Source organism: Tractidigestivibacter sp. (assembly GCF_057241865.1).
In genome coordinates this window covers 1-20416 of record NZ_DBHHPX010000035.1, presented here as the reverse complement: position 1 = coordinate 20416, position 20416 = coordinate 1, and the positions used below count along the sequence as shown (strand labels likewise).

The following is a 20416-nucleotide window of genomic DNA, read 5'->3' as shown; positions in this document are numbered from 1 at the left end:
GTTCGCTACCCCTTAGAGGACCGAGCGGAAGGGTACGTTGGGCTCGTGCTCGAAGCAGTCGTGGAAGCCACGGTCGTACATGTACTCCTTCTTGTCCCTGTCGAGCGGGTAGGTGTAGTCGCCGCCGGGCTGCCAGTAGAATGGGTGGAACTTGTACTGCAGACGGTCCTTGCGCATCTGGTACAGGACCTCGATCTCGCGCTGGTCGGCCATGAAGTTGGTCCAGACGTCCCAGTGGATGGGGATGACAACCTTGGCCTGCAGCGCCTCGGCCATGCGCAGGATGTCCGTGGTCTCCATCTTGTCCTGGATGCCGACGGGGTTGCAGCCGTAGGAGCCAAAGCACACGTCGACGCCGCCGTACTCCTTCAGGATGTCCTTGCCGTGCTTGGCGAAGTAGATGGAGTAGTGCGAGTCGCCGCTGTGGTAGATGTTGCCGCCAGGGGTCACAAGCAGGTAGTTGACGGCCTTCTCGTCCATGTCGGTCGGACACTTGCCGGCGAGGTCCTCGCGGTCGGGGCCGGTGGAGTCGGTCGTAGTGATGCAGGTGCGGTCGAAGGAGTCCATGGCCACGATGGTCATGTCCTTGATCTTGATCTTGTCACCCGGCTTGACGACGTGGATGCGGTCCTCGGGGACGCCCCACTTGCGCCAGAAGTCGGCGGACTTCTCCGGGCCGATGAACGGCACGGGAATCTCGTTGCCGTCCTCGTCGGTAGTGGTCATGCCGGACTTGACGACGTGGGCAGCCCACTCCTTGGACATGTGGTCCTGGTGGTAGTGGGTGGCCAGGACGGCGTCGACGTGCTTGAACGCGAAGGGATCGAACACGTGGGGGATGTTGCGCAGGTTGGGCTGCATGGCGCGGACGCCGGCCATGTTCGCCATCTGGTGGCCGACCTTCATGAGGCCGTTGTCGTGGGTGCGCTTGCCGTTGCCGGTCCAGAGGTCGATCGTGATGTTGGCGTCGCCGGGGGTCTTGATCCACATGCCGGTGCAGCCGAGCCACCACATCTTGACGTTGCCCTCGGGAACCTTGGCGTTCTCGATGTCCTCGTTCAGCCACGTGCCCCACTCGGGGAACGTGTTCATGATCCAGCCCTCACGGGTTACTTCGTCTATTGCGGACATGGGTCTCTCCTCTTGTTTGCGGATTGATGCCTGCGTTGCGGCGCGCCTACTCGGTGTGCACCCTGTAGAGCGCGACCTCGTCGGTCTCGCGGTTCGCGGAGATGATGCGGCTCTCCCCCGCGTCCTCGAAGACCCAGACGTTCGCGGGGCCGCAATCGTGGTCGATGATCTCGACGGCATACTCGCCGTCCTGGTAGTGGAGCCTCAGGAGGTCCCGGGCGCCCTTGCGGTTGCCGAGCAGCGCGGAGGGCTCGCCGGCCAGGTCGCCCGCCCAGATCGCGTGCAGGAAGGGGCGCTTCTCCGGGTCCTCCCAGGCCTTCTCGTACGTGTCAGACTCGCCGCCGGCATGCCACACGGACACGGTGTCGCCGTGGAACGTGGAGATGGTCACGATTTCGTCCTTGCCGTCACCGTCGAGGTCGACCATCGTCATGTCGCTCGTGGGCTGCACGATGAGGCAGTCAACCTTCCAGTCCTCCCCGTCCTTCGCAGGCGGAGCATAGCGGAACACGCCTGCGGCGGTGCCCACCAAGGCGAAGCTGCGGTCGGGAGCGGTGTAGAAGCCATGGTTCTGCAGCTGGCAGTTGGTGAGCTGCGTCAGCTCGAGCTGGCGGTCGGCGTCGAACTCCTCCAGGTTCTTGGGGAGCTTGGCCACGTACACGGCACCCGGCGTCTTCCAGTCGTTCTTGAACTGGCGGCACGCGGACTTGATGGTGCAGGCGATGAGCCACATCTGGCCGTCCGCGCCCTCGAGCACGCCAAAGCGGTGCACGTAGGGAAGGTCGCACAGGACGCGACGCTCCCAGGAGCCGTCCTCCTTGCGCGTGTACGTCACGATCTTCGCGTCGTCCGCGCCAAAGTTGGGCGAGAAGAACTTGTACGTGCTCATGAGCTGGTCTGTGCGCCAGGGGGTCTGCATGACCGTCATGACGCCGCCAGGGCCATCGCACACGTTCTCGCGCTGGGTGCCATCGAGGGTGAAGCGGCGGATGGGGCCCTCCTTCTCGGTCGCGACGACAAAGCCCTTCTCGCCCGCCGCCTCGACCATGCCGATCGCGTAGCACTTGGGCATGTCAGTGGCGAGCACCTTCTTCTCGTACCTCATGAATGGCCTCCTCAGGCAACGATGCTTGCGCGACGGCTGGACTGCTTACTTTGCGAACTTCTTGTCGAGCCCTGCCTCGACGAACTTCTCCTCGATCTCCTTGTCGGAGAGGACGTTCTTGAGGGGGATGCAGATGACCTTGCCGGAGTCCGCCGCGGACTTGAACATGTTCTCGAAGTTGCGGGGGAAGCAGGCGACGTCGTAGCTGGTCGCGGTAGATGTGCCCTCGGCGAGCGCGCAGTGGTGGACCTGTGCGACGTCCATGTTGAGCTTCTTGCAGACGCGCTCGACCGTGAGCTGCATCATCAGGGAGGTGCCGGAACCGTTAGCGCACGCGCACAGAATCTTTGCTGCCATTTTTCGACCTTTCCCGGCGCGGCCCAAGGCCGCGAGCCCTTGTTAGAAGACGCTTTGGAAAACGCGGCGGCAACACAGGGGGAATGCTGTCCGCCGCTTGGAACCTCATGGAGCGAACGGGGCGAGCCTTGCTACTTTGCCTCGGCCTCCGCGACCGCCTTCTTCTCGGCTGCATCGCGGTACTCCGCGTACTTCTCGTAGTCCTCGACCTCGAGGAAGTAGGTGCTGTTGCCGTTCTCGTCCTTGGGAGCAGCCTTGTACTGCATCTGCGGGATGGCAAACAGGAAGACGACGACGAGAGCGACGCCGACCCAGCCGAGGTACTTCATGATGACCGTGAAGAGCGGCCAGACGGTAACCCAGTCGAACATGCCGAGGTAGCCGCCGAAGGCGTACATCCTGACCCAGGAGGCGATCAGAGCGGAGCCGAAGACCTGGCAGAGGCCGCAGATGAAGGGGAGGATCAGGCAGGCCTTGAGGCCACCCTTGTTGTTGGCGTACACACCGATGACGGCGTTGTCGAAGAACAGGGGGATGAAGCCGGCGACCACGAGGACGGGGCTGTGCATGAGGATGAGGGCGCCGATGGCGAGGAACTGTCCGACAGCACCGGCCATGAAGCCGATGGTGACGGCGTTGGTGGAGCCGAAGCCGAAGGTGACGGCGCAGTCAACGCCGGGGACGGAGCCCTTGAGGAGCTTGCTGGAGATGCCGGTGAAGGAGACGGTGAGCTCCGCGACGAAGGTGCGGACGCCGAGCTGGAGGATCGTCAGGTAGACGGCGAACTGGAAGCAGTTGTAGAGGATGTAGAAGACGAAGCTCTGACCCTCGACAAGCGCGGAGCTACCGGTGAGGGTGCCCTCCTTGGTGAGCTCGATGAGGTACTCGGGGCCGATGACGATGTAGATGATGCCGAAGAAGAGCGTCATGAGCAGCGCGGTGGAGACCATGTTCTCGTTGAACATCGAGAGCCAACCGGGGAGTTCGATGTCCTCGAGCCTCTTGTCGAACACAGAGGCCTTGCCGGGATGCTTGTCGCGACGGACCTCGTCGCGCTTCTCCATCCAGCCGGCAGCCTTGGAGGCGAGGAAGATGCCGAACATCTGCTGGTGGCCGATGGCGAAGCCGGCACCGTCAGTCAGCTCCTGGGTCGGCCCGATGGTGAGGTTGGAGCCGACGGCCCAGTACAGGCCGAGGAGGATCGTCATGAGGATGAGGGCGGGGGCGCTCACGAGGTTGGGGAAGCAGAACATGATGAGCCAGAGCGCCGTTGCGGACTGCTGGACCTGGACGTTGCCGGTGGTGAAGATGGAACGGAGCTTCGTGTGCTTCTTGGCGGCAACGAGCACGATGTTGAGGATGTAGGCGAACAGGAGCAGCAGCATGTACTGGGAGATGTTGACACCCTTGAGGAACGAGACGTCCGCTAGCGAGAAGTCGCCCGCCTGAGCTGCCTTGACGCCCGCGTCGACCGCGTTGTTGCCAAAGTAGGGGTCGATGACCATTGCGGTCAGGTTGAAGCGGCCCTTGAGGCCGACGATGATGGGGCGGAACACGCTCACGAGGCCGCCGGAGCCGACGGTCAGAATCATGTATCCGACGGAAGCCTTGATGAAGCCCGCGAGGACCTCGTACCACTTCTTTCCGAGCAGCGCATAGCCGATCACGACGATGATGCCGATGATCCAGGCTGGCTGCGACAGGATGGTCTTGGAGAACCAGGTTACCGCTGACAGCAAGATGTCCAATTTCCTCTCCTTTACTTCTTGTCCCTCTGTCGGTTACTCGCCACCGACCATGGCGTCAATCTCGAGCAGGTCCTCCGGGGTCTGGGCGTCCTTCAGGCGCTCGATGACCTCGGGATTCGACAGGACGGCCGCGAGCTGCTGCATGTTCTGCAGGTGCGAGTCCGCGTCGACGTCGCTGAGCGTGAAGAAGATCGTCGCGGTGGTGTCGGGGTCGTCCTCGGCGCCAAAGTGGACTGGCTCCTTGACGTGCATGAAGCTGATGGCCTCGCGATTGGTTCCGACGGCACCCTCGATTGCGTGCGGCATGGCGACACCGGGGAGAAGGACGATGTAGGGACCGTGCTTCTCGACGTTCGCAATGAGGCAGTCCGCGTACTCGGGCTCCACGCTGCCATCTGCGAGCAGCGGCTCGATGCCCTTGCGCAAGGCCTCCTTCCACCCCATGGGACCGTCCACGAAGTTGTAGTGCTTGAGCTCAACCAGTTGACGAAGTAGCATGTGTGTTCACCTCCCCGTGGGCTTGTTGCCTTCCGGCAGGTTCCCCGCCTGCCTCGCGGCCGGTTCCCCTTCAGGACGCCGCGTCGCGTGAGGGCCTTTCCACCCTCTTTTCAAGGTGGATGGTATGCCGAATTTTTTTGTTTTGAACGTATTCAGCTTTCGTATCTAACGTTTTTATAGTTTTTATTGAAGTTTTTTTGAGTTCATACGAACATAGAATTGAATCATTGTTCTAAAATGCGCCGAAGCCTAAAATGGGCTCGTGTTCGTATGAACACACTTCTGGCATTTTTTTTCCGCTTGGCGAACGGTCGTTTTTCTCGCATGAGCGGTCATTTCTAAGGAGCCTTGCATGGGTACGTCCAGAAGCATCGTCGAGAGTCGCCGCGCGCAGATTGTCGAGGTGCTAAGCGAGCAAGGCCGTAGCGAGGTCACCGAACTCGCGAGGGACTTTGGCGTGTCCACGCTCACCATAAGGAGAGACCTCGACTACCTGGCGGAGAAGGGCATGGTACGTCGGCTGCACGGCTCGGTGGAGCTAATCGACCCCCTGGGCGGACCTATCAGCTCTTCCGCGGTCCTCGCGAAGCGCAGTATCGCCGAGGAGGCGGCCACCCTGGTGGAGGACGGCGACACCGTCTTCATCAACACGAGCTCGACCGCACTTTCCGTGATAGAGCACATCACAAGCGTGAACGTGACAATCGTGACAAACAACGGCAAGGCGTTGCAGATAACACCGCCCCCCGGTGTCTCCGTCATCCTGACCGGCGGCGAGATCCGCCTGCCCAAGTGGTCCATGTCGGGCGAGTTTGCCCTCTCCACCGTGCGTCACATCAATGCGGCGAAGGCCATCCTGGGATGCTCGGGCTTCTCCGCCGACCGCGGCCTGACGACGCTCGTCTCGCACGAGACGAGCGTGAACTCGCTCATGCTCGATCATTCGGACATGCACATAATAGTTGCGGACTGCACGAAGATAGGGACCAAATCGAGCTTTCGCTACGGTCGGGCCGAGCAGGTGGACATCCTGGTGACGGACGAGGGCTCGGATAAGCAACAGATAGCGCTTCTCAAGAAGGCCGGCGTGAGGAAGGTCATCTACCCGAGCGCCAAGTAGCGTTCCGGCATCCCTCCGGCCAAGGTCGCAGCCCTAAATGCTTAAGAAATGGTCCAATTTGGTTTGACCACTCCAAGCTGGCAGTGTAGGAACAGGCCCAAGATCACCACCGCAGTCCCAACCCGAAGGTCAGGCTTGACCAAACACACCACCGGCCCCGGCGGGTTCCGCCACGCGGACAACGCGGGGCAGATGCAGCAGGAGATCAACAGGAGCGGCAACAGAGAGAGGGGCGACGCGAGATGAGGGTCACGGCCTGGTACGAGGACGGAGGGCTCGAGGAGTTCGACACGACGGCGCCCACCACCGTAGCCCTCGTGGGCCCAGACGAGGCAGCCGCGGTCGTGGTCGACCACGACGGTGAGGCACTTGTAGCCCTTCCCGTGGCTCGTCTCGCCTGCGCCCATGCACCGCAGGCCGTCGAAGCGGCCCGGGCCGCGCGCGGCCTCGAGGTCGGCACTCGGGGTAGCACCCGGAGGAGGCGGGGTCCATCGCCCTCCAGCGCCTCGCGGGCTCGTGGTCGTGGCGCCTGCACCTCCGCCCGCACACGGGGCACCGGGGCTGCTCGCGCCTGTGGGGCCTCACCCCGACGACGACCGAGCCGTCCTCGACCCTGGCGCCCGTGACCACCGTCCTCACAAGCCCGAGCGCGTGCCCTAGAACCCCCTTCATGCGCCTTCCCTCCTGCCGGAACCCTTACTTTTGGCGAAGTCGAATCCTAGTGGAAGACGGCGTGGGGCAGCCCCTTTCGGGACCTTCGTTTTCCACGTGCCAGCTGGGGGTTGGGCGCTCGGGCGCCCACAAGAACTACCGAAGAGCCGGATTTGATATTGTATTTCTCCAGTGTAGTGGCGTAGTCACAGGTCTGTTCTCGGCTTGGATGGCTTATGAGGCCACCAAGCCAGAAGCGGATCAGAGCCGCCGATATAGGAGACTGTTCTCCAGCAGCGAAGACCAATGCGCTTGCAGACGTCAGTGACTGGGTTCAGTGACGTCGCTGTAATATGCTGCTATGGCTGGTCTCGACCGCGGTCGGACCGGCGAGACGTTATGCGCGCCGACTGAGACGGAGAACCGTACATGCCGAATCTCGACCCCGACCCCCGCATCGCGGCGGAGGAGCTCAAGGAATTCAGGACCGTGACCCCCAACAGCAAGTTCCAGTGCGAGGACGGCAGGGTACGAACCTGGCCCGGGATGATAGACGGAATCGACTCTGACCTCGCCCCCGATGCCGCGGATATCTCGGACGACGAGCGCGCCTCGAGGTACTACGAGCTGCTCTGGAGCTTCGGCGCACAGCGCATCTCCTAGCGACGGCGGTAGTTGCCCTCAGAGGTCTCTCCCCCGCGCACGAGGTCGCGGGGCGTTTCCTGCGCCCAGTGTCTCTGATATCTCCGCAGCGGATCTCGTGCGTGAGGAGAGAAACTCCTTTTCGAGGGCGTTCGTCCTGGCATCGTCCCCTCTCGAGGCCACCAGCCTCTCCCGCCTGTCGGCGATGAAGTCGGCGGTCTTGGACGCCTGCGGGGCGGCCTTCGCGAGCGCGGACGGGTCGCCGCGGATTGAGGTGAGCCAGCCCTGCAGGTAGGCGGCGTGGTTCTCGAGGAAGGTCCTCCCCATGTCGGCGTTGGCGTAGGCCCCCATGCCCAGGTCGGCGTCCGCCGCGGCGAAGGCGGAGCCCAGCTCCGCCACGAGTTCCTCACGGGCGTAGCCCTCCTCCGACCCCTCGACCTCGCGGCCGACCTCGCGCGCCGTCGAGTGGCACATCCCGTGGAGGAGCGTACGCGCAAATGCATCCATGGACGTGAACTGCGAGCGCAGCGGCAGCGTGATCGAGTCGGTGGATGGCCGGTAGTACGCCTCGTCGACGCGACCCTCGGCCATCGGGCACCTCAAGGACTCGATGAACTCGTCCGCCACGCGCTCCACCTCGGCGTTCGCCAGGGCGTGCGCGCTCAGGTCGTAGGGCTCGACCCTCTCCACCTGGGAGGCATTGAACACGTGATGGGGCCTCCCCCTGAGGGAGGCGTCCTTCGTTGCCTCCTGGGGAGCCTTCCCGCACGGACGAGCTGCTCGACCCTCTGGAGGGTGACGACGCCGGAGCCCGGAACGTGCACGTACCAGCTCCAGAACTCGACCGTCGCCGTGGAGCGGGCGCCCCTCGCCACGTGCCAGCCGGCGTCGCGCGCCTGGTTGAACATTCGGCACACTACCCTCGTCGTGGCTAGCATCCGGGAGCGGAGCGACATATCCACGTCGAAGGCCTCGGCAACCTTGGAGACTGCAGCCCTCTTAGCCTCGGGGTCCACGTCGGCGTAGGTGTCGAGCGTCATGGAGACGCTCGCGTACCCCAGGTAGCTCGCCACGGTGCGCGCGTCGCAGCCTCCGGCAATCATCATGGTGGCGAACGTGCGCCCGGTGAGGGGGATTGCCCGGCTGCGCCTGGTCTTGGGTTCCTTGACGTAGTAGCCGCTGTCAGCGCTGCCAAGCGCACGCCGCACGGTGATGGTGCCGTCGTCTCCCAGGTCCGACCATCTGAGGGCGCACACCTCCCCGCGGCGCATGCCGGTGGTAAGCGCGAACTTGATAGCCATGTCCAAGGACTCGTCCCAGGCCCCCTACGCCAGCTTGAGCATGCGCGTGCGCTCCGCGCGGTCGAGCGCGTTGATCTTGGGCTTCACGCGCTTGGGCGGCTTGCAGTAGTCACAGGGGTTCTTGGTGGCGAGGCCCTGGCCTGTAAGGTCTCGATATCGGGGGGCGTTCGAGCGCAGGCTGGACGCTGACAGTCGCCTGGCGTCTCGCATGCGTGGAGAGGGCAAGCACCAGGAACTTCCTCGATACGGTTGCAGAGACGATATCGCCGCTTGAGATGACGCCCCGGATGGGCACGAAAACTGCGCTGATACTTGCGCGATTGACGACTTGGGGTCGGAGGAAAAGTCGCCAGCCGTGAACGGTGCCGGACAGTTGCGACGTATGTATTCCCGTCTCCCCTTGACTATCCGATACTCTCGTTGTTTGTATCTGTTTTCATGTAGATATATCTCCGATATCATTGATTTGAGGCAAATGGCCCGATCCCGGATGCGCACAGCGCACGGAGCTCGGTCCGTACGACCGTACCAGGTGCGCCGTAAGGAGAGGTGGTGGGCGCGAGCATGCACATCGTCTTCATCGTCCCGGCCCCCTTCGTGAAGCGCAACCCTATCTACCGGCTGGGAGGTAGGCTCTACGGGCATTCGAATCCCATCACAGGCCCGCTCATCCTAGGCGGCATCGTGCGGCAAGCCGGCCACGACGTCGAGTGCTACCAGGAGCTGCATGGCCCGGTGGATTACAAGCGCCTGCTCAAGTGGGCCGACGTCGTGGGTGTATACGCGATGACGGCCACCGCCCCGCGCGCCTATGAGATTGCAGACCTGTTCCACGAGAAGGGGCACGCGCACGTCCTTATCGGAGGCATCCACCCCTCGAGCGTGCCAGAGGAAGCGCTGACCCATGCCGACCAGGTCATCGTCGGCGAGGGAGAGAGCGTAATCCTCGACGCGGTCGAGGGCCGGCGCACTGAAGAGATCGTCCGCGCCGAGCCGGTCTGTAACCTGGACGACGTGCCCTTCCCCGACTACAGCATCCTCAAGACGCCCTGCGAGTCCGCCAATATCATGACGTCGCGGGGGTGCCCGTTCAACTGCACGTTCTGCACGACGTCACGCATGTTCGCGCCATATCGCAAGCGCAGTGTCGATTCCGTCATCGCCGAGATCAGGATGGCCCACGAGCAGGGCTTCGAGTACATGAACTTCGAGGACGACAACTTCACCGCGGACAAGGAGCGCGCTAAGAAGATCTGCCAGCGCATCATCGACGAGGGCCTGCAGTTCAAGGAGACGTTCTTCTTCGGGCGCACCGACATGGCCCGCGACCCCGAGCTGCTCGACCTCCTGGCGAAGGCCCACCTGACGCGTGCGCTCATCGGCATCGAGTCCCTTAACCAGGAGTCGCTCGACTCCATCGACAAGCACCAAAGCATCGCCGACATCGAGCGGGCCGGCACCGCATGCCGCAAACATGGCATCCGCGTCATCGCGAGCATTGTGCTCGGAATTGACACCGACGGTCCCGAGGACATCGAGCGCTCGTACCGTTTCGCGAAATCGATTGGTGCCTACCAGATTCAACCGGCGATTCTCACGCCCTTCCCTGGTACGCCGGATTACGAGCGGCTGCGCGCCGAGGGGCGCATCTTCGCCAACGACTGGGAGCTATTCGACATGACCAACGTCACGTTCCACCCCAAGAAGATGTCCCCCTGGCGCCTGCAGGAGTGCTTCTTCGAGGCCGCGGACCAGTTCTACGATTTCAAGTCCGCCCTGGACATCTGGAGGACTTTCGGAGCCGAATACGGTCTGCGCCGCATCTACCTGGCCATCGCGACCACGCTCGGCGTGCCACTGGCGCATTTCTGTGCCGACCACGTGAAGGCATCGCCCTATTACCAGCTCAAGCACATGGACTGGCTGTACGGACCCCAGCCGTCGCGAGCCGGGTCGCCCAAGGCAGCGAGAGGCGTTTCCGGACGGTCCCCGGGCGTCTGCCACTTGTGATCAGCAAGTTTGTCGTATCTTGATGGTACCGGGTAAAATCAAGCAGGATAACTGGCGCATATACTGCAGAGATATCGGATAGATATGAACACGAGGGACCCAAGGTACGTGCGAGCCGAGGCGGCGCTGCAGAAGGCGTTCCTCGAGCTGTTCTCCCGCGACCGCATCGAGGCAATCACCGTCTCCCAGATCATCGCATCCGCACACGTGAACCGCAGCACTTTCTACGAGCACTACCGGGACAAGTACGACTTGCTCGATAGTACGGAACGGGGTTTTCTGAGCGATTTGGAGCAGGAGCTCAGAGCCTCGCCGGCCGCCCGGACGCTGGCGGGCGAACATGTGGATGAAGGGGGGTTGCGCGACTACTACCGCCACCTCGTCAGCTTCCTCCTTGCCCGACGCGAGCTCGTCACCGGGCTCACCGCAAACGACAGGAATCGGTTCATGGTCGGGTTCAGCAAGGCCATGGAGCACGTGCTCGTCTCGACCAATGCCGTGGACAGCCACAGTTCGTCGTTTCACTACGACATCGTGGGGTTCACGTGGATGAGCACGGGAGTGATATGCGAATGGGTGCACAGGGACTTTGACGAGGAGGAGGGCGCCTTCGTCGAGATGCTGGTGCGCCATGGGTCGGCTTTGTTGCTCGCCCTGCAGACGTAGGGGTGTTCCTATAGTTCTGTCAACTGATTATTTCAGCTGACAGGCCGCGCGAGGGCAATGCCGGCGCAGGCCCCGCGAGGGGCCTCGCCTCTCGCCGATTCGGCGCGGCTCGCCAGGCCGCGTACGGGGCCTCGTCCCCCATGGTCGCGTAGACCACCTCGGCCCTCTTCCTGGCGGCCGCCTCCAGCGCCACGCCGCGGCACATGCCGCGCCCGCGGCGCGAGCGGCAAACGCACGGCCCGAAGCGGTTCCTGCTCCTGACAGGCGAGTTGCACGAGGGCACGAGCGGGCCCTTCGGCCTCCTGTCGCCCCGCCTAGACGCGCTGGGCGACGATGTCGAGGTCCCCCCCGCCAAGGACCATCTGTTGGGGAAATGCTACCGTTGGGGGGCTGCGGGCTCAATGCGGCACTGTCGTGTTACCCACCAGAAGTTTCGAAGAGCCGAGGTTTCAAAGAGTCGAAATTCTGGGATGTCCCGAGCCCAGCTGGGCAAACGCCCAAAACGCGAAAAGTTGCGTTCAATAATCGGATGCTCGCCTATCTCGGGTGGCCGTAGCGGGAAGAGTCCCCAGGGTCGCTCTCAGATATGCTAGATTAATGTCGTTTATATTCTACGTTAACTGCTATAACGCATCTAATAACGGACAAGTGATTCCATGAAGCGACCGACATCTGCAAAGACTAAGCTGGCGGCCAGAAGCATAGGCGAGAACATCGCGACGTGGCGCAGGCTCTACGGGCTGACCTCGCAGGAGCTCGCCGACAAGGCCAACGTCTCTCGCGCGACCATCTCGCGCCTGGAGAACGGCGACCCCTCCGCCAGCCTGGAGACGTTCCTCAACGCGTGCCGCGCACTCCAGACCCTGGACGCAGTGGTCGACGCGACGGACCCGTACCAGACGGACCTGGGACGCGCCAGGGCTGACCAGGCGCTTCCCAAGCGCGTGAGAAGCAAACGATGACCCCCACCATACAGGTATTCACTTCCCACACCCTGGGGGACGACGTCCTTGTGGGCACTTGCCACTTCAGCCTGCGAAGAGGATCCATCAGTTCGTCCTTCATCTATGACCAGGGGTATCTCGCCTCGTCGGACGCTTATGCAATCGACCCCTCCCTCCCCTTTCGAGACGCATCCGGATTCTGCGCGGGCCTTCCCGGGGCCCTGAGGGACTCCTCCCCAGATCGCTGGGGCCGCCATCTCATCGACCGGCGCGCAGTTGCCGAGTCCAGTGGGAGCGGACTCGCTCTGCGCTCGCGCGACGAGGTGGACTACCTGCTGGGCGTCTACGACGCGTCAAGGCAGGGAGCCCTACGATTCCGCGTGCCCGGCTCAGACAACTACCTCTCCCCAAACGAGACCGTGCCTCCCCTCGTCGAACTCAAGCGACTAGTCGCGGCATCGAACCAGGTGTCCCTCGGCAGCGCCGACAACGATCAGGTCAAGGAGCTCCTGGATGCGGGTTCCGGCTCGCTCGGCGGCGCCCGCCCCAAGGCCTCGGTCACGGACGAGGGCAGAATCCTCCTCGCAAAGTTCTCGCACCCGAGAGACGAGTGGGACGTGATGGCATGGGAGAAGACGAGCCTCGACATCGCCAAGGCGGCCGGACTCGCGGTCCCGAGGGCGAGGCTGCTCCGAATCGGCTCGGACTCCATCCTACTGCTCGAGCGCTTCGACCGCGAGGGTTCGCTCATGGACGGTCAAAGGATTCCCTATCTGAGCGCGATGAGCTTGGTCAGGGCGCGTGACGATTCACAGAGCGACTACGCCGATGTCGCGGACGCGCTGGTGGACTGGTGCATAGACCCGCTCCCCCAGCTCGAGGCCCTGTTTGAGCGCGTCGTGCTCTCCGTAGCCCTGCACAACACGGACGACCACCTGCGAAACCTGGGACTTGTCCGAAGGGGAGGCTGCTGGGTCCTCTCCCCAGTGTTCGACGTCAACATCAATCCCGACCCGAGCAGGGGGCGCACCACGTCGGTCTTCGGCGAGACGGGCAAGACGGAGGTCAACGGCCTAAAGGAGCTGGCGGAGTCCTGCGGACTCGCTGCCGAGAAGAGCTCCCTCGCAGTCGCAAGGGTGCTGCGTGGTGTACGGACATGGAGGGCACTCGCCAGGAGGAACGGCTGCAAGGAGGCGGAGTCCGAACTCATGGGCCGCGTAGTCGACGAGCGCGCGCACGCCCTCAGCACTGCCTTTTGTTGAGAGGCTAGAGCGCAAACGCGACACGCCCGCAGCTCGCCGCAGCATCGGAGTTGTCGCTCATCTTGGGGGGCAGTCAAGGTCGTAGCCACGTTCTTCTCGCCCTTTGCTGCAGCGTAGAGCATGACCTCATCGCGGCTTCTTGGGCAGGTCGCTTGCAGTGACGGCGCAGGCATAGGCCTTGAGCGCGTCGCCGGGACAAGGCTCATCCAACGAGCTTGTAGCCGTTGCACGCGAACCCACATTTGCCCAGCTACCGGTAAAGCGCTTTGGCGTCCACGAAGAGCCAGCTCGTGCCAAGGTAATCGCGAAGTCCAGCGTCCACAGGGTTGCGCGAGAAAAGACAGTACGTCGTGGACTCGTAATCCCCCAGCAGCCCAGCCCGATGCACGAGGTTCTGGGCGGCGCGCGCCTCGTCGAACTTCCTGCGCCACTTGCATTCCCCCACCAGCAGCTCGCTACGACGCTCGCTTGATGCCACGACGTCTATGTCGGTCTGCTCTCGCACGGACGGGTCCGTGCCCCACCATGAGCCAAAGCGCACGGGTCTAAGTGGCAGCGCTCCGCGCTTCGCCTGGCTTACGACCCATTGGAGGCAGATGTCCTCGAACCAGTGCCCCACGTAGGTAGGGATGTCATCGCTCTTCAGCACCTCACGGGCCACGAGCCCTCCGGCATCCATCTCGACGGATGCAACCTCGGGTTGCACGAAACGATACCAGAACGCGAACGCCGGCTCGCTGATGTGGTAGATGCCCCGTCTTGACCTCGAGGGATCCTCTCCAAACGGCACGCACTTCTCGACGAGGCGCATCGAGACGAGCGTCCTCAGGTACTTGGCGAGCGACGTGCGCTGCTCGCCAATGCGGTCGGCAATCTCCTGCGGCTTGTTCGCTCCCGCCGCGATGGCGTCCAGGATGGAGCTGTAGACGGCAGGCTCGCGAAGCTCCTGCCTCAGGAGCATGATTGGCTCCTCGTACAGGAGCCCCTCCTTGCGGAAGAACAGCCTTTCCACGTTGGTGGCGTAGCCCTCGCGGGGATCCACCATGGACAGGTAGTAGGGTGTACCGCCAAACGTGGCATAGTAGCGTATCAGGTCCTCACTACCAACGCCTGGCAGCATGAGGGCGGCATCTCGATACCCAAAGGGGGCCAGGTGAATCTGCGCCGTCCTCCGCCCGAACAGCGGGTCCTTCTGACCCAACCGCTCTCCCGATTCGGCGGAGCCCAAGACCCTCTCCTCCATGAAGCCCTGGTTGCTACCCGTAAGAATGAGAAACACGTTCGTAGATGAGAAGAACTTGTCACAGGCGATCTGAAACGTCGAGACGAGGCCAGCGTTGTGCTGCGCGGCATAGGGAAACTCGTCGAACACGAACACCAGGCGCTGGTCACGCGCCTGACGAGCAACGAACATGAGCGCGTCCTCCCAAGAGGAGAATGACCCCGTGCCGAGGGGCAGGCCAAAGTGCTCGTACACCTGACGCGAGAAGTCGGCGAGGTTGAGCGTATCGTTCTGCACCTTTGCGGTAAACGCCAGCGTCGGCTTGCCTTGCGAGAACCGCGTGGCAAGCGCTGTCTTACCGACGCGACGGCGACCGTAGAGAACGACCATCTGGAAGCCACCCTTGGCATACAGGGCCTCGAGCTCGTCGAGCTCGTGCTGGCGTCCGACGAACATGTGCGTCTCCCCTCAACGGATTCCATTTGTATGATTTAGATTATACTACTCGTATTCATACAAGCTCAGCTCGTTTGCCGCGCGACTTATCCGTGGTCTTGAAGTAGGTCGTGTTCCTGAAGCCCCTGGCGGCGCTCCTTATCGACTGGACGACGGAGTTGCGCCGATGTACGTCAGCCCGCCAGTCGCACAGGCCGTGAGGTATCCCGCCACCATCGGAACCGATCTTCCCCTCGGCAACTCGCCGATACTCCCCTACCTCCTGATGAACTTCTGGTCCTCAGCAGGCATACCCACCTCGTCCGAGACATGGCGCTCGAACGTCATATGCAGGTCGTACTTGTCGCGCAAACCCATGATGGCCTTCATCACCGGAGAGGCATGGTGCGCATCGATTGTCGCCTGGTCGGCCCAGGAATCGATGAGAAGTACCGTCTCGGGGTCGTCGAAGGAGACCCAGTACTCGTACCTCAGGTTGCCAGGCTCCTTACGGATGGCGTCGACCGTGCCTGACGTCTCCATTTCCTGGGCGAACTTCCTCGCGCTACCGTTTGTCCCCGTATGCCTTAGATTAACCGTGATGGCCATGTTCTTCTCCGCTTCACCGATGCGCAGATCGCGCATCCGACTCTTGTAGATTCCGCAGCACACGTGCCAGGATGCCACCACAGACAGTGTTGCTCGGCAGATCCTTTGTGACGACGGCACCCGCGGCAACGATCACGTTGTCGCCAATGGTTACGCCAGGCAGGATGGTCGCATTCCCGCCAATCCAGCAGTCCTTGCCGATGGTGACTGGCCTCGTCGTGGTAATCAGATACCTCGTTCCACCCGACCTGGTCCCGAAGCGCCTAGTGCAGTCCATGCCATGCTCGCCGCAGTAAATCTTCACGTCGGGGGCAATGAGCGTCCGGTCACCTATGATGATGAGGTTTGAGTCTAGAAAGGTGCAGTTCATGTTGACCAGCACATCGCTGCCAAGGCGGATGTGCTTTCCGTACGTGCACCTGAACGGAGCCATGAGGACGATGCGCTCGCCCATCCATCTGGCCCAACAGCTCTTCCACAGTCCCGTGCTGCTCGGCCGGATCATCTGTCCCGTTGAGCCTGCGCACCCGCTTCCTTGCAGAGACGATCATCTGCTGAATCTCTGGGTCGCGGTAGTCGTAGTCCTCCCCTGCCAGGAGCTTCTCATGCTCTGTCTTCATCCTGCTACAGTCTCCTTCCAAGCTCGTATGCCTCTTTGGGGTACCTGCTCCTCTTTGTCATTGCAGGCGTCCCGCAGCCACGCCCGAGCACCTCTCCGCAATCGTCGAAGTGGAGGTAGCGCACGAGCGTCCGGTAGTGTGCCTCCAGCGCATCGAACGTCCAGTCGTGAAGCGAGCCGTCGAGAATGGCAGGGCCGGCGGGACGTTCACGGGAGCTTGGTCTCGGCCACCTCGGCCCATCTCTGCCGTCTGCAGCAATCATCTGGGGCAATAGCAGGATCAGCCACCTCTATAGACCGATTTCGCTGCAATATTGCCTAGCGCTTTTTCAGCTGGGTGTGGCGAGCTGCAGAAAATGCGACTCGCCGGATTGAACGAGCCTGCCTCGCACTACATCCATTGCTCAGTCCCGAGCTCTGTGTACTTCTTCGAGCAGCCACGGCTGAGCGCAACCGGATGCTTCTGTTCGTTCACGCAGGGTTTGACACGCATGATCTCGAGCGGATTGAGCCCGCAGGCACGTGTCATCTGGAAACAGCAGGAGTGAACTTCAGCAAGCTCCTGGCGGAGCTTAGCTGCGCGTCTTCCAAACCATGTCCCGACCACCGGAACGACTCGAGAAGCTCTGATTCTTGATCCTCGGATGATGCGCCGCCCATGCATGGCTCAGCATCAGATGCAGAAAGACATATAGAGCGGGAGATAAACTCGGTTGCCAAGTCTTTTAAACTGGCCCGGGTGCAAGACGAATTCGTTGCCAATGCGACTGGCAAAATGCTTCTGGAAGTCATCAAGGGAAATGGTCGAATACGTCTTGGTGGATTTAGCCTCAATGGGTGCAATGCGCAGCTTGCCGGCAGCATCTGAAAGGCCCTTTGTTATCAGAAAATCTATCTCTCGCGGTCGCGGGCGCTTTCTCTCCTCGCGTGGAGGTTCGTTCCATGAATAATAGTAGAGAGGCCGTCCTCCTGCGCGCAGCTGTTGGGCTATAACGTTCTCTACGAACATGCCCCGATTGATGGAGAGCTTGCCAAACTGCAGAGCGCGATAGATCTGCTCGGTTTCTGCTCCCTCGTCGAAAACGCTCGACACAAGAAGTCCGGTATCCCCCATATAGCATTTGAGCGAGCTGTCCTCGCCTTCATCTGCGGTAAGCTTGAATCCGACGTTTGGATCGTTGCATAGTCGGCAGATGTTCACATAGTGTGCGTCTTCAAGCCACCGAAGCGCTGATTCATATTGATGATAGCGACTTCCCTTGCCTAAGGAAGAGAACTTGAAGCGTTTGCTCCCCTGAGAGAGCTGACCCGGAATACCCATGAAGATGGAGTAAGCCCTGCGCGCATCCTTTGCACCGAATTTCTCGATGTCTTCAGCGTAGAGTGTCAATATCTGTCTCTTGGTCTTGTCGCTTTGCGCGAAGGTTGCGTTCTCAATGAAATCGCTGACTGATTGCGGCATGCCACCTACCAGCATGTATTCATTAAAGAGTCGTGTACATTGACGATGCAGGCTGTCTGGCAGCGGCTCGAAGGCATCTCGGCAGCGGCGAATCTCGTCTGCAAGATTCCTGCGCCCTAATGCCCACAGGTACTCCTCGAAATCAAGCGGCCACAGCTCCGCACGCTCCTCCTCCGAAGGAATGACAATGTCCTGGACATTCTTGCGTATGGAAATCAGCGAACCCGTCTCCATGTAATCAAATCTGCCATCAGCGACTAGATGCTTAATCATTTCACGAGCAACCGGAAAACGCTGCACTTCATCGAAGACGACCAGCGAATGACGAGGAACCAGTTCAACACCGAAATAGAGCTGAAGCATGCGCAGGAGCGTATCGATATCCCCTCGATGCTCGTTGAAGATATCCCGCACATCTTTACCAACCTGCGAGAAGTCGATGAAGAGGCTCGATTCGTATTCATTGGCTGCAAATGCCTTGACGAGTGTGGTCTTGCCCACCCGTCGAGCACCTTCTATCAGCAGCGCGCTTCTGCCATTCGACTCGTTCTTCCAGTCGAGCAGCGTTCTATAGAGCTTTCTCTCGAACATGATCATTGCTCCGTCACGCTAGCCATTGTAGATGTCACTCATTATATGGGGTTACTGCAATATCAGTCACCTATGTTTCCCTAATTTACTGCAAAATCAGCTATCTATATTTCCCTATTTCTTTGCAATATCGCTTACCTTTTTCAAGCTTTGCGTATTTCGTGAACCTGATCCGCTGCACTATCGGCTACCCATCTACGACCTCAAATGTCCGGCTGCAGAACATGCGGTCCCGCAGATGGAGCCAAGCCTATCCATGCCCTCCTGTCTCAAGCGGCTGCCAAGGAGCGGTCAAGCTGATTGAGGCCGCCAAAAAGGCCGGCATCAGGCGCTTCGTCCTGCTCAGCTCGGTGTTCGCCGACGAGCCGGAGAAGTGGGACGACCCGGCGCTCGCAGGCATCACGGACTACAACATCGCGAAGTTCTTCGCCGACCAGTGGCTCGTGCGCGACTCGGGCCTGGACTACACAATCGTCCAGCCCGGGAACCTCCTGGACGAGCCCAGCAGGAGGGGACGGCATACGCGACCTCGGGGCAGAGAGCAGGGCGCGACACCATAGGCGTCGTGCCCCAATATCTACCCCAGCACTTCTTTAATCTGCGGAGACCAACCGCACGAATAGCGTCAGGAACTTGCAGTGTCCAAGACTCGGCAAGCTGACCAAGTTGTTCTCGAACGCGACGTCCCCATTGCGATGCTCTCTGAGGTCGCACAGATAGGCTTCCCTCACCGAGCGCGAGAACTTCAGGGTCGCTGTTGAATCCTTATCAAAGAAGCCGTTGAACAGGCGATGCGAGAGGACACGGTTCTCGACATGAACTTCGAGGTCGATGGCGCGGGAGCTACGCCTGAGCGCAACGGTGAGTCGAACGGGGAGGTTGGCGGAGCGGATGCCCCTCGCCCTCTCGTCCAGGTCCTTGGGGACGCTCATGGAGAAGTAGATCGTTGCCCTTTGGCAGATATCGGAACCCTCGATCGACACTTCCGGTTTACCCTCGTCCGAACAGACCCCAGATCCTGCCTTGGAGGGGAGTAGTTGAAGGAGTCGCCGTCATCACCGTTCTCGACCAAGACTGCCTGGCGGTCATAGACGTAGCCGCTCGCACGGTCTTCGACCCTGAGCGTGCCATCGGCGTTGACCGAGATCCGGTAGTACTCGTTCTCCAGCGCATCGTCCCTGCCAAGCTTCCTCAGCGGACGAGCGGAGCTCTCGCTCGGCACCAGGCGATACTGAGCGTAACCCATCGCCGGAACTTCATGCGCCTCGATTGCCACCTCTGCATCGAAAACCTTGTCCGGAATGCATGGCTTCTCACTGGGGTCGAGCCTCATCATCTGGGAAAGCACGTAATTCGTCAGGTCCCTGCTGCTCAGGATCGTGTATATGACTGGATTGCCCTTCTCGTCCAGAATCTTGAAGTCTTTGTCTGGAAGATACATGTGCTTGACGTCCAGCAGTTCGCCGTGCACCTCCTCAAACCTCGGGCCCTCACAGGCCACCGCCTGGCGATAAACCTGGGGCATGTTGCCCGATCGGCCAAACGAGCCTGGCATGTTCCATGCCTCCGGCGTAGAACAGCCGCCGTCGGCCATGACCCCGTCGTCAAGCGCCCCACAGTGGCAATTGCGCCGACTGCCGACACGGGCGTGTATTCCCATGCAATAAGAGTTAGCCTAGACTGACAACAGCACGTCAATCGAAAGCAGGCGCCATGAGTCTTCTTCGTACATACTTCAACAACACACGCAAGCCCGAAGGAGTCTTGGGCAGGGGCATGCTCGCCGGGATGAACCGAGAGCACGCCCGGGTGTCAGACTGGGGCATGGGCCACCTGAGTGACATCCATGCCAGCAGCATCGTCGAGCTGGGTTGCGGAGGTGGCCGCAACGTCAGCAAGCTGCTGCAGATGTATCCCGCCGCACGGATGGTGGCCGTCGACTATTCCGCCGAATCGCTCACAAAGACCGCACAGGTCAACCAGGCCTTCGTGACGGAGGGCCGTTGTGAGCTGCTGGAGGCAGACGTCAGCCACCTGCCGTTG

At 61.4% G+C, this 20416-nt stretch carries 23 protein-coding genes and 1 pseudogene; 8 read left to right on the top strand and 16 right to left on the bottom strand.

What is annotated here, in order from left to right; genetic code table 11:
• Positions 1–12: 12 nt before the first annotated feature.
• The 5 genes from ulaG to ACO59D_RS10430 all read right to left on the bottom strand — a co-directional run bounded on the left by ulaG (position 13) and on the right by ACO59D_RS10430 (position 4839).
• A complete protein-coding gene (gene ulaG, locus ACO59D_RS10450; RefSeq protein ID WP_485126928.1) occupies positions 13–1131 on the bottom strand; it encodes an L-ascorbate 6-phosphate lactonase in 1119 nt (372 codons plus the stop codon).
• Positions 1132–1177: 46 nt separating this feature from the next.
• Positions 1178–2236: a hypothetical protein gene (locus ACO59D_RS10445; RefSeq protein WP_485126927.1), complete on the bottom strand. Its 1059-nt coding sequence runs from the start codon at positions 2234–2236 to the stop codon at positions 1178–1180.
• Between the two features lie 45 nt (positions 2237–2281).
• Positions 2282–2593, bottom strand: coding sequence for a PTS sugar transporter subunit IIB (locus ACO59D_RS10440; RefSeq protein WP_485126926.1), 312 nt, complete (start codon positions 2591–2593; stop codon positions 2282–2284).
• Between the two features lie 131 nt (positions 2594–2724).
• Positions 2725–4341: a PTS sugar transporter subunit IIC gene (locus ACO59D_RS10435; protein WP_485126925.1), complete on the bottom strand. Its 1617-nt coding sequence runs from the start codon at positions 4339–4341 to the stop codon at positions 2725–2727.
• A 33-nt stretch (positions 4342–4374) separates the two neighbouring features.
• Complete coding sequence (locus ACO59D_RS10430; RefSeq protein WP_485126924.1) at positions 4375–4839, bottom strand: PTS sugar transporter subunit IIA; 465 nt, start codon at positions 4837–4839, stop codon at positions 4375–4377.
• Positions 4840–5191: 352 nt separating this feature from the next.
• Here ACO59D_RS10430 and ACO59D_RS10425 point away from each other — a divergent pair, with 352 nt between their 5' ends.
• Positions 5192–5959: a DeoR/GlpR family DNA-binding transcription regulator gene (locus ACO59D_RS10425; protein WP_485126923.1), complete on the top strand. Its 768-nt coding sequence runs from the start codon at positions 5192–5194 to the stop codon at positions 5957–5959.
• A 1080-nt stretch (positions 5960–7039) separates the two neighbouring features.
• Complete coding sequence (locus ACO59D_RS10420; RefSeq protein WP_130813115.1) at positions 7040–7273, top strand: hypothetical protein; 234 nt, start codon at positions 7040–7042, stop codon at positions 7271–7273.
• 18 nt (positions 7274–7291) lie between these two features.
• Here ACO59D_RS10420 and ACO59D_RS10415 read toward each other — a convergent pair whose 3' ends face one another.
• From ACO59D_RS10415 to ACO59D_RS10405, 3 genes are read right to left on the bottom strand one after another with little or no spacing between them, the layout of a single operon-like run.
• Positions 7292–7960: a zincin-like metallopeptidase domain-containing protein gene (locus ACO59D_RS10415; RefSeq protein ID WP_485126922.1), complete on the bottom strand. Its 669-nt coding sequence runs from the start codon at positions 7958–7960 to the stop codon at positions 7292–7294.
• Entirely contained in the window at positions 7915–8553 is a 639-nt protein-coding gene (locus tag ACO59D_RS10410) for a site-specific integrase (RefSeq protein WP_485126921.1), read from the bottom strand. The genes ACO59D_RS10415 and ACO59D_RS10410 overlap by 46 nt, the downstream gene beginning before the upstream one ends.
• A gap of 24 nt (positions 8554–8577) precedes the next feature.
• A complete protein-coding gene (locus ACO59D_RS10405; protein WP_485126920.1) occupies positions 8578–8763 on the bottom strand; it encodes a hypothetical protein in 186 nt (61 codons plus the stop codon).
• Positions 8764–9105: 342 nt separating this feature from the next.
• Here ACO59D_RS10405 and ACO59D_RS10400 point away from each other — a divergent pair, with 342 nt between their 5' ends.
• The 4 genes from ACO59D_RS10400 (at position 9106) to ACO59D_RS10385 (ending at position 13435) form a co-directional block, all read left to right on the top strand.
• The gene (locus ACO59D_RS10400) at positions 9106–10563 is read left to right on the top strand and encodes a B12-binding domain-containing radical SAM protein (protein WP_485126919.1); all 1458 of its coding nucleotides are present in this window, start codon (positions 9106–9108) and stop codon (positions 10561–10563) included.
• Positions 10564–10647: 84 nt separating this feature from the next.
• Positions 10648–11229 (top strand): TetR/AcrR family transcriptional regulator, encoded by a 582-nt coding sequence (locus tag ACO59D_RS10395; RefSeq protein ID WP_130813114.1) that lies wholly within the window; start codon positions 10648–10650, stop codon positions 11227–11229.
• A gap of 656 nt (positions 11230–11885) precedes the next feature.
• Positions 11886–12191 (top strand): helix-turn-helix transcriptional regulator, encoded by a 306-nt coding sequence (locus tag ACO59D_RS10390; RefSeq protein ID WP_485126918.1) that lies wholly within the window; start codon positions 11886–11888, stop codon positions 12189–12191.
• Positions 12188–13435, top strand: a complete 1248-nt coding sequence (locus tag ACO59D_RS10385; protein ID WP_485126917.1) for a type II toxin-antitoxin system HipA family toxin — start codon at positions 12188–12190, stop codon at positions 13433–13435. The genes ACO59D_RS10390 and ACO59D_RS10385 overlap by 4 nt, the downstream gene beginning before the upstream one ends.
• A 250-nt stretch (positions 13436–13685) precedes the next feature.
• Here the strand turns inward: ACO59D_RS10385 and ACO59D_RS10380 are convergent, their stop codons facing one another.
• The 6 genes and pseudogenes from ACO59D_RS10380 to ACO59D_RS10355 all read right to left on the bottom strand — a co-directional run bounded on the left by ACO59D_RS10380 (position 13686) and on the right by ACO59D_RS10355 (position 18373).
• Positions 13686–15113, bottom strand: coding sequence for an ATP-binding protein (locus ACO59D_RS10380; protein ID WP_485126916.1), 1428 nt, complete (start codon positions 15111–15113; stop codon positions 13686–13688).
• 255 nt (positions 15114–15368) lie between these two features.
• Positions 15369–15701 carry a putative quinol monooxygenase gene (locus ACO59D_RS10375; protein ID WP_130813109.1) on the bottom strand — a complete coding sequence of 111 codons (333 nt, stop codon included), beginning with the start codon at positions 15699–15701 and terminating at the stop codon, positions 15369–15371.
• A 93-nt stretch (positions 15702–15794) separates the two neighbouring features.
• Positions 15795–15903 (bottom strand): annotated as a pseudogene (locus tag ACO59D_RS10370) (DapH/DapD/GlmU-related protein); the annotation flags it as partial.
• Between the two features lie 124 nt (positions 15904–16027).
• Positions 16028–16321: a maltose acetyltransferase domain-containing protein gene (locus tag ACO59D_RS10365; RefSeq protein ID WP_207302779.1), complete on the bottom strand. Its 294-nt coding sequence runs from the start codon at positions 16319–16321 to the stop codon at positions 16028–16030.
• A gap of 4 nt (positions 16322–16325) precedes the next feature.
• The gene (locus ACO59D_RS10360; RefSeq protein WP_485126915.1) at positions 16326–16583 is read right to left on the bottom strand and encodes a hypothetical protein; all 258 of its coding nucleotides are present in this window, start codon (positions 16581–16583) and stop codon (positions 16326–16328) included.
• Positions 16584–16993: 410 nt separating this feature from the next.
• Positions 16994–18373 carry an ATP-binding protein gene (locus ACO59D_RS10355; protein ID WP_485126914.1) on the bottom strand — a complete coding sequence of 460 codons (1380 nt, stop codon included), beginning with the start codon at positions 18371–18373 and terminating at the stop codon, positions 16994–16996.
• A gap of 161 nt (positions 18374–18534) precedes the next feature.
• On the opposite strand from ACO59D_RS10355, the gene ACO59D_RS10350 reads away from it, so the two are divergent.
• The gene (locus tag ACO59D_RS10350; protein WP_485126913.1) at positions 18535–18933 is read left to right on the top strand and encodes an NAD(P)H-binding protein; all 399 of its coding nucleotides are present in this window, start codon (positions 18535–18537) and stop codon (positions 18931–18933) included.
• Between the two features lie 33 nt (positions 18934–18966).
• Here ACO59D_RS10350 and ACO59D_RS10345 read toward each other — a convergent pair whose 3' ends face one another.
• Positions 18967–19305 (bottom strand): hypothetical protein, encoded by a 339-nt coding sequence (locus ACO59D_RS10345; protein WP_485126912.1) that lies wholly within the window; start codon positions 19303–19305, stop codon positions 18967–18969.
• Positions 19302–19967: a hypothetical protein gene (locus ACO59D_RS10340; RefSeq protein ID WP_485126911.1), complete on the bottom strand. Its 666-nt coding sequence runs from the start codon at positions 19965–19967 to the stop codon at positions 19302–19304. Before ACO59D_RS10340 ends, ACO59D_RS10345 begins: the two co-directional genes overlap by 4 nt.
• A gap of 119 nt (positions 19968–20086) precedes the next feature.
• Here ACO59D_RS10340 and ACO59D_RS10335 point away from each other — a divergent pair.
• Positions 20087–20416, top strand: a 330-nt coding sequence (locus ACO59D_RS10335) for a class I SAM-dependent methyltransferase (protein ID WP_485126910.1), incomplete at its 3' end; no start/stop codon positions are given.

Excerpts from the sequence above, each read along its gene's own strand:
- ACO59D_RS10380 (WP_485126916.1), bottom strand. The coding sequence starts at position 15,113 with ATGTTCGTCGGACGCCAGCACGAGCTCGACGAGCTCGAGGCCCTGTAT.
- ACO59D_RS10410 (WP_485126921.1), bottom strand. The coding sequence starts at position 8,553 with ATGGCTATCAAGTTCGCGCTTACCACCGGCATGCGCCGCGGGGAGGTG.
- ACO59D_RS10405 (WP_485126920.1), bottom strand. The coding sequence starts at position 8,763 with ATGCGAGACGCCAGGCGACTGTCAGCGTCCAGCCTGCGCTCGAACGCC.
- ACO59D_RS10385 (WP_485126917.1), top strand. The coding sequence starts at position 12,188 with ATGACCCCCACCATACAGGTATTCACTTCCCACACCCTGGGGGACGAC.
- ACO59D_RS10345 (WP_485126912.1), bottom strand. The coding sequence starts at position 19,305 with ATGAGCGTCCCCAAGGACCTGGACGAGAGGGCGAGGGGCATCCGCTCC.
- ACO59D_RS10390 (WP_485126918.1), top strand. The coding sequence starts at position 11,886 with ATGAAGCGACCGACATCTGCAAAGACTAAGCTGGCGGCCAGAAGCATA.
- ulaG (WP_485126928.1), bottom strand. The coding sequence starts at position 1,131 with ATGTCCGCAATAGACGAAGTAACCCGTGAGGGCTGGATCATGAACACG.
- ACO59D_RS10375 (WP_130813109.1), bottom strand. The coding sequence starts at position 15,701 with ATGGCCATCACGGTTAATCTAAGGCATACGGGGACAAACGGTAGCGCG.
- ACO59D_RS10440 (WP_485126926.1), bottom strand. The coding sequence starts at position 2,593 with ATGGCAGCAAAGATTCTGTGCGCGTGCGCTAACGGTTCCGGCACCTCC.
- ACO59D_RS10425 (WP_485126923.1), top strand. The coding sequence starts at position 5,192 with ATGGGTACGTCCAGAAGCATCGTCGAGAGTCGCCGCGCGCAGATTGTC.
- ACO59D_RS10355 (WP_485126914.1), bottom strand. The coding sequence starts at position 18,373 with ATGTTCGAGAGAAAGCTCTATAGAACGCTGCTCGACTGGAAGAACGAG.
- ACO59D_RS10360 (WP_485126915.1), bottom strand. The coding sequence starts at position 16,583 with ATGATTGCTGCAGACGGCAGAGATGGGCCGAGGTGGCCGAGACCAAGC.
- ACO59D_RS10430 (WP_485126924.1), bottom strand. The coding sequence starts at position 4,839 with ATGCTACTTCGTCAACTGGTTGAGCTCAAGCACTACAACTTCGTGGAC.
- ACO59D_RS10445 (WP_485126927.1), bottom strand. The coding sequence starts at position 2,236 with ATGAGGTACGAGAAGAAGGTGCTCGCCACTGACATGCCCAAGTGCTAC.
- ACO59D_RS10420 (WP_130813115.1), top strand. The coding sequence starts at position 7,040 with ATGCCGAATCTCGACCCCGACCCCCGCATCGCGGCGGAGGAGCTCAAG.
- ACO59D_RS10340 (WP_485126911.1), bottom strand. The coding sequence starts at position 19,967 with ATGGCCGACGGCGGCTGTTCTACGCCGGAGGCATGGAACATGCCAGGC.
- ACO59D_RS10365 (WP_207302779.1), bottom strand. The coding sequence starts at position 16,321 with ATGAAGACAGAGCATGAGAAGCTCCTGGCAGGGGAGGACTACGACTAC.
- ACO59D_RS10395 (WP_130813114.1), top strand. The coding sequence starts at position 10,648 with ATGAACACGAGGGACCCAAGGTACGTGCGAGCCGAGGCGGCGCTGCAG.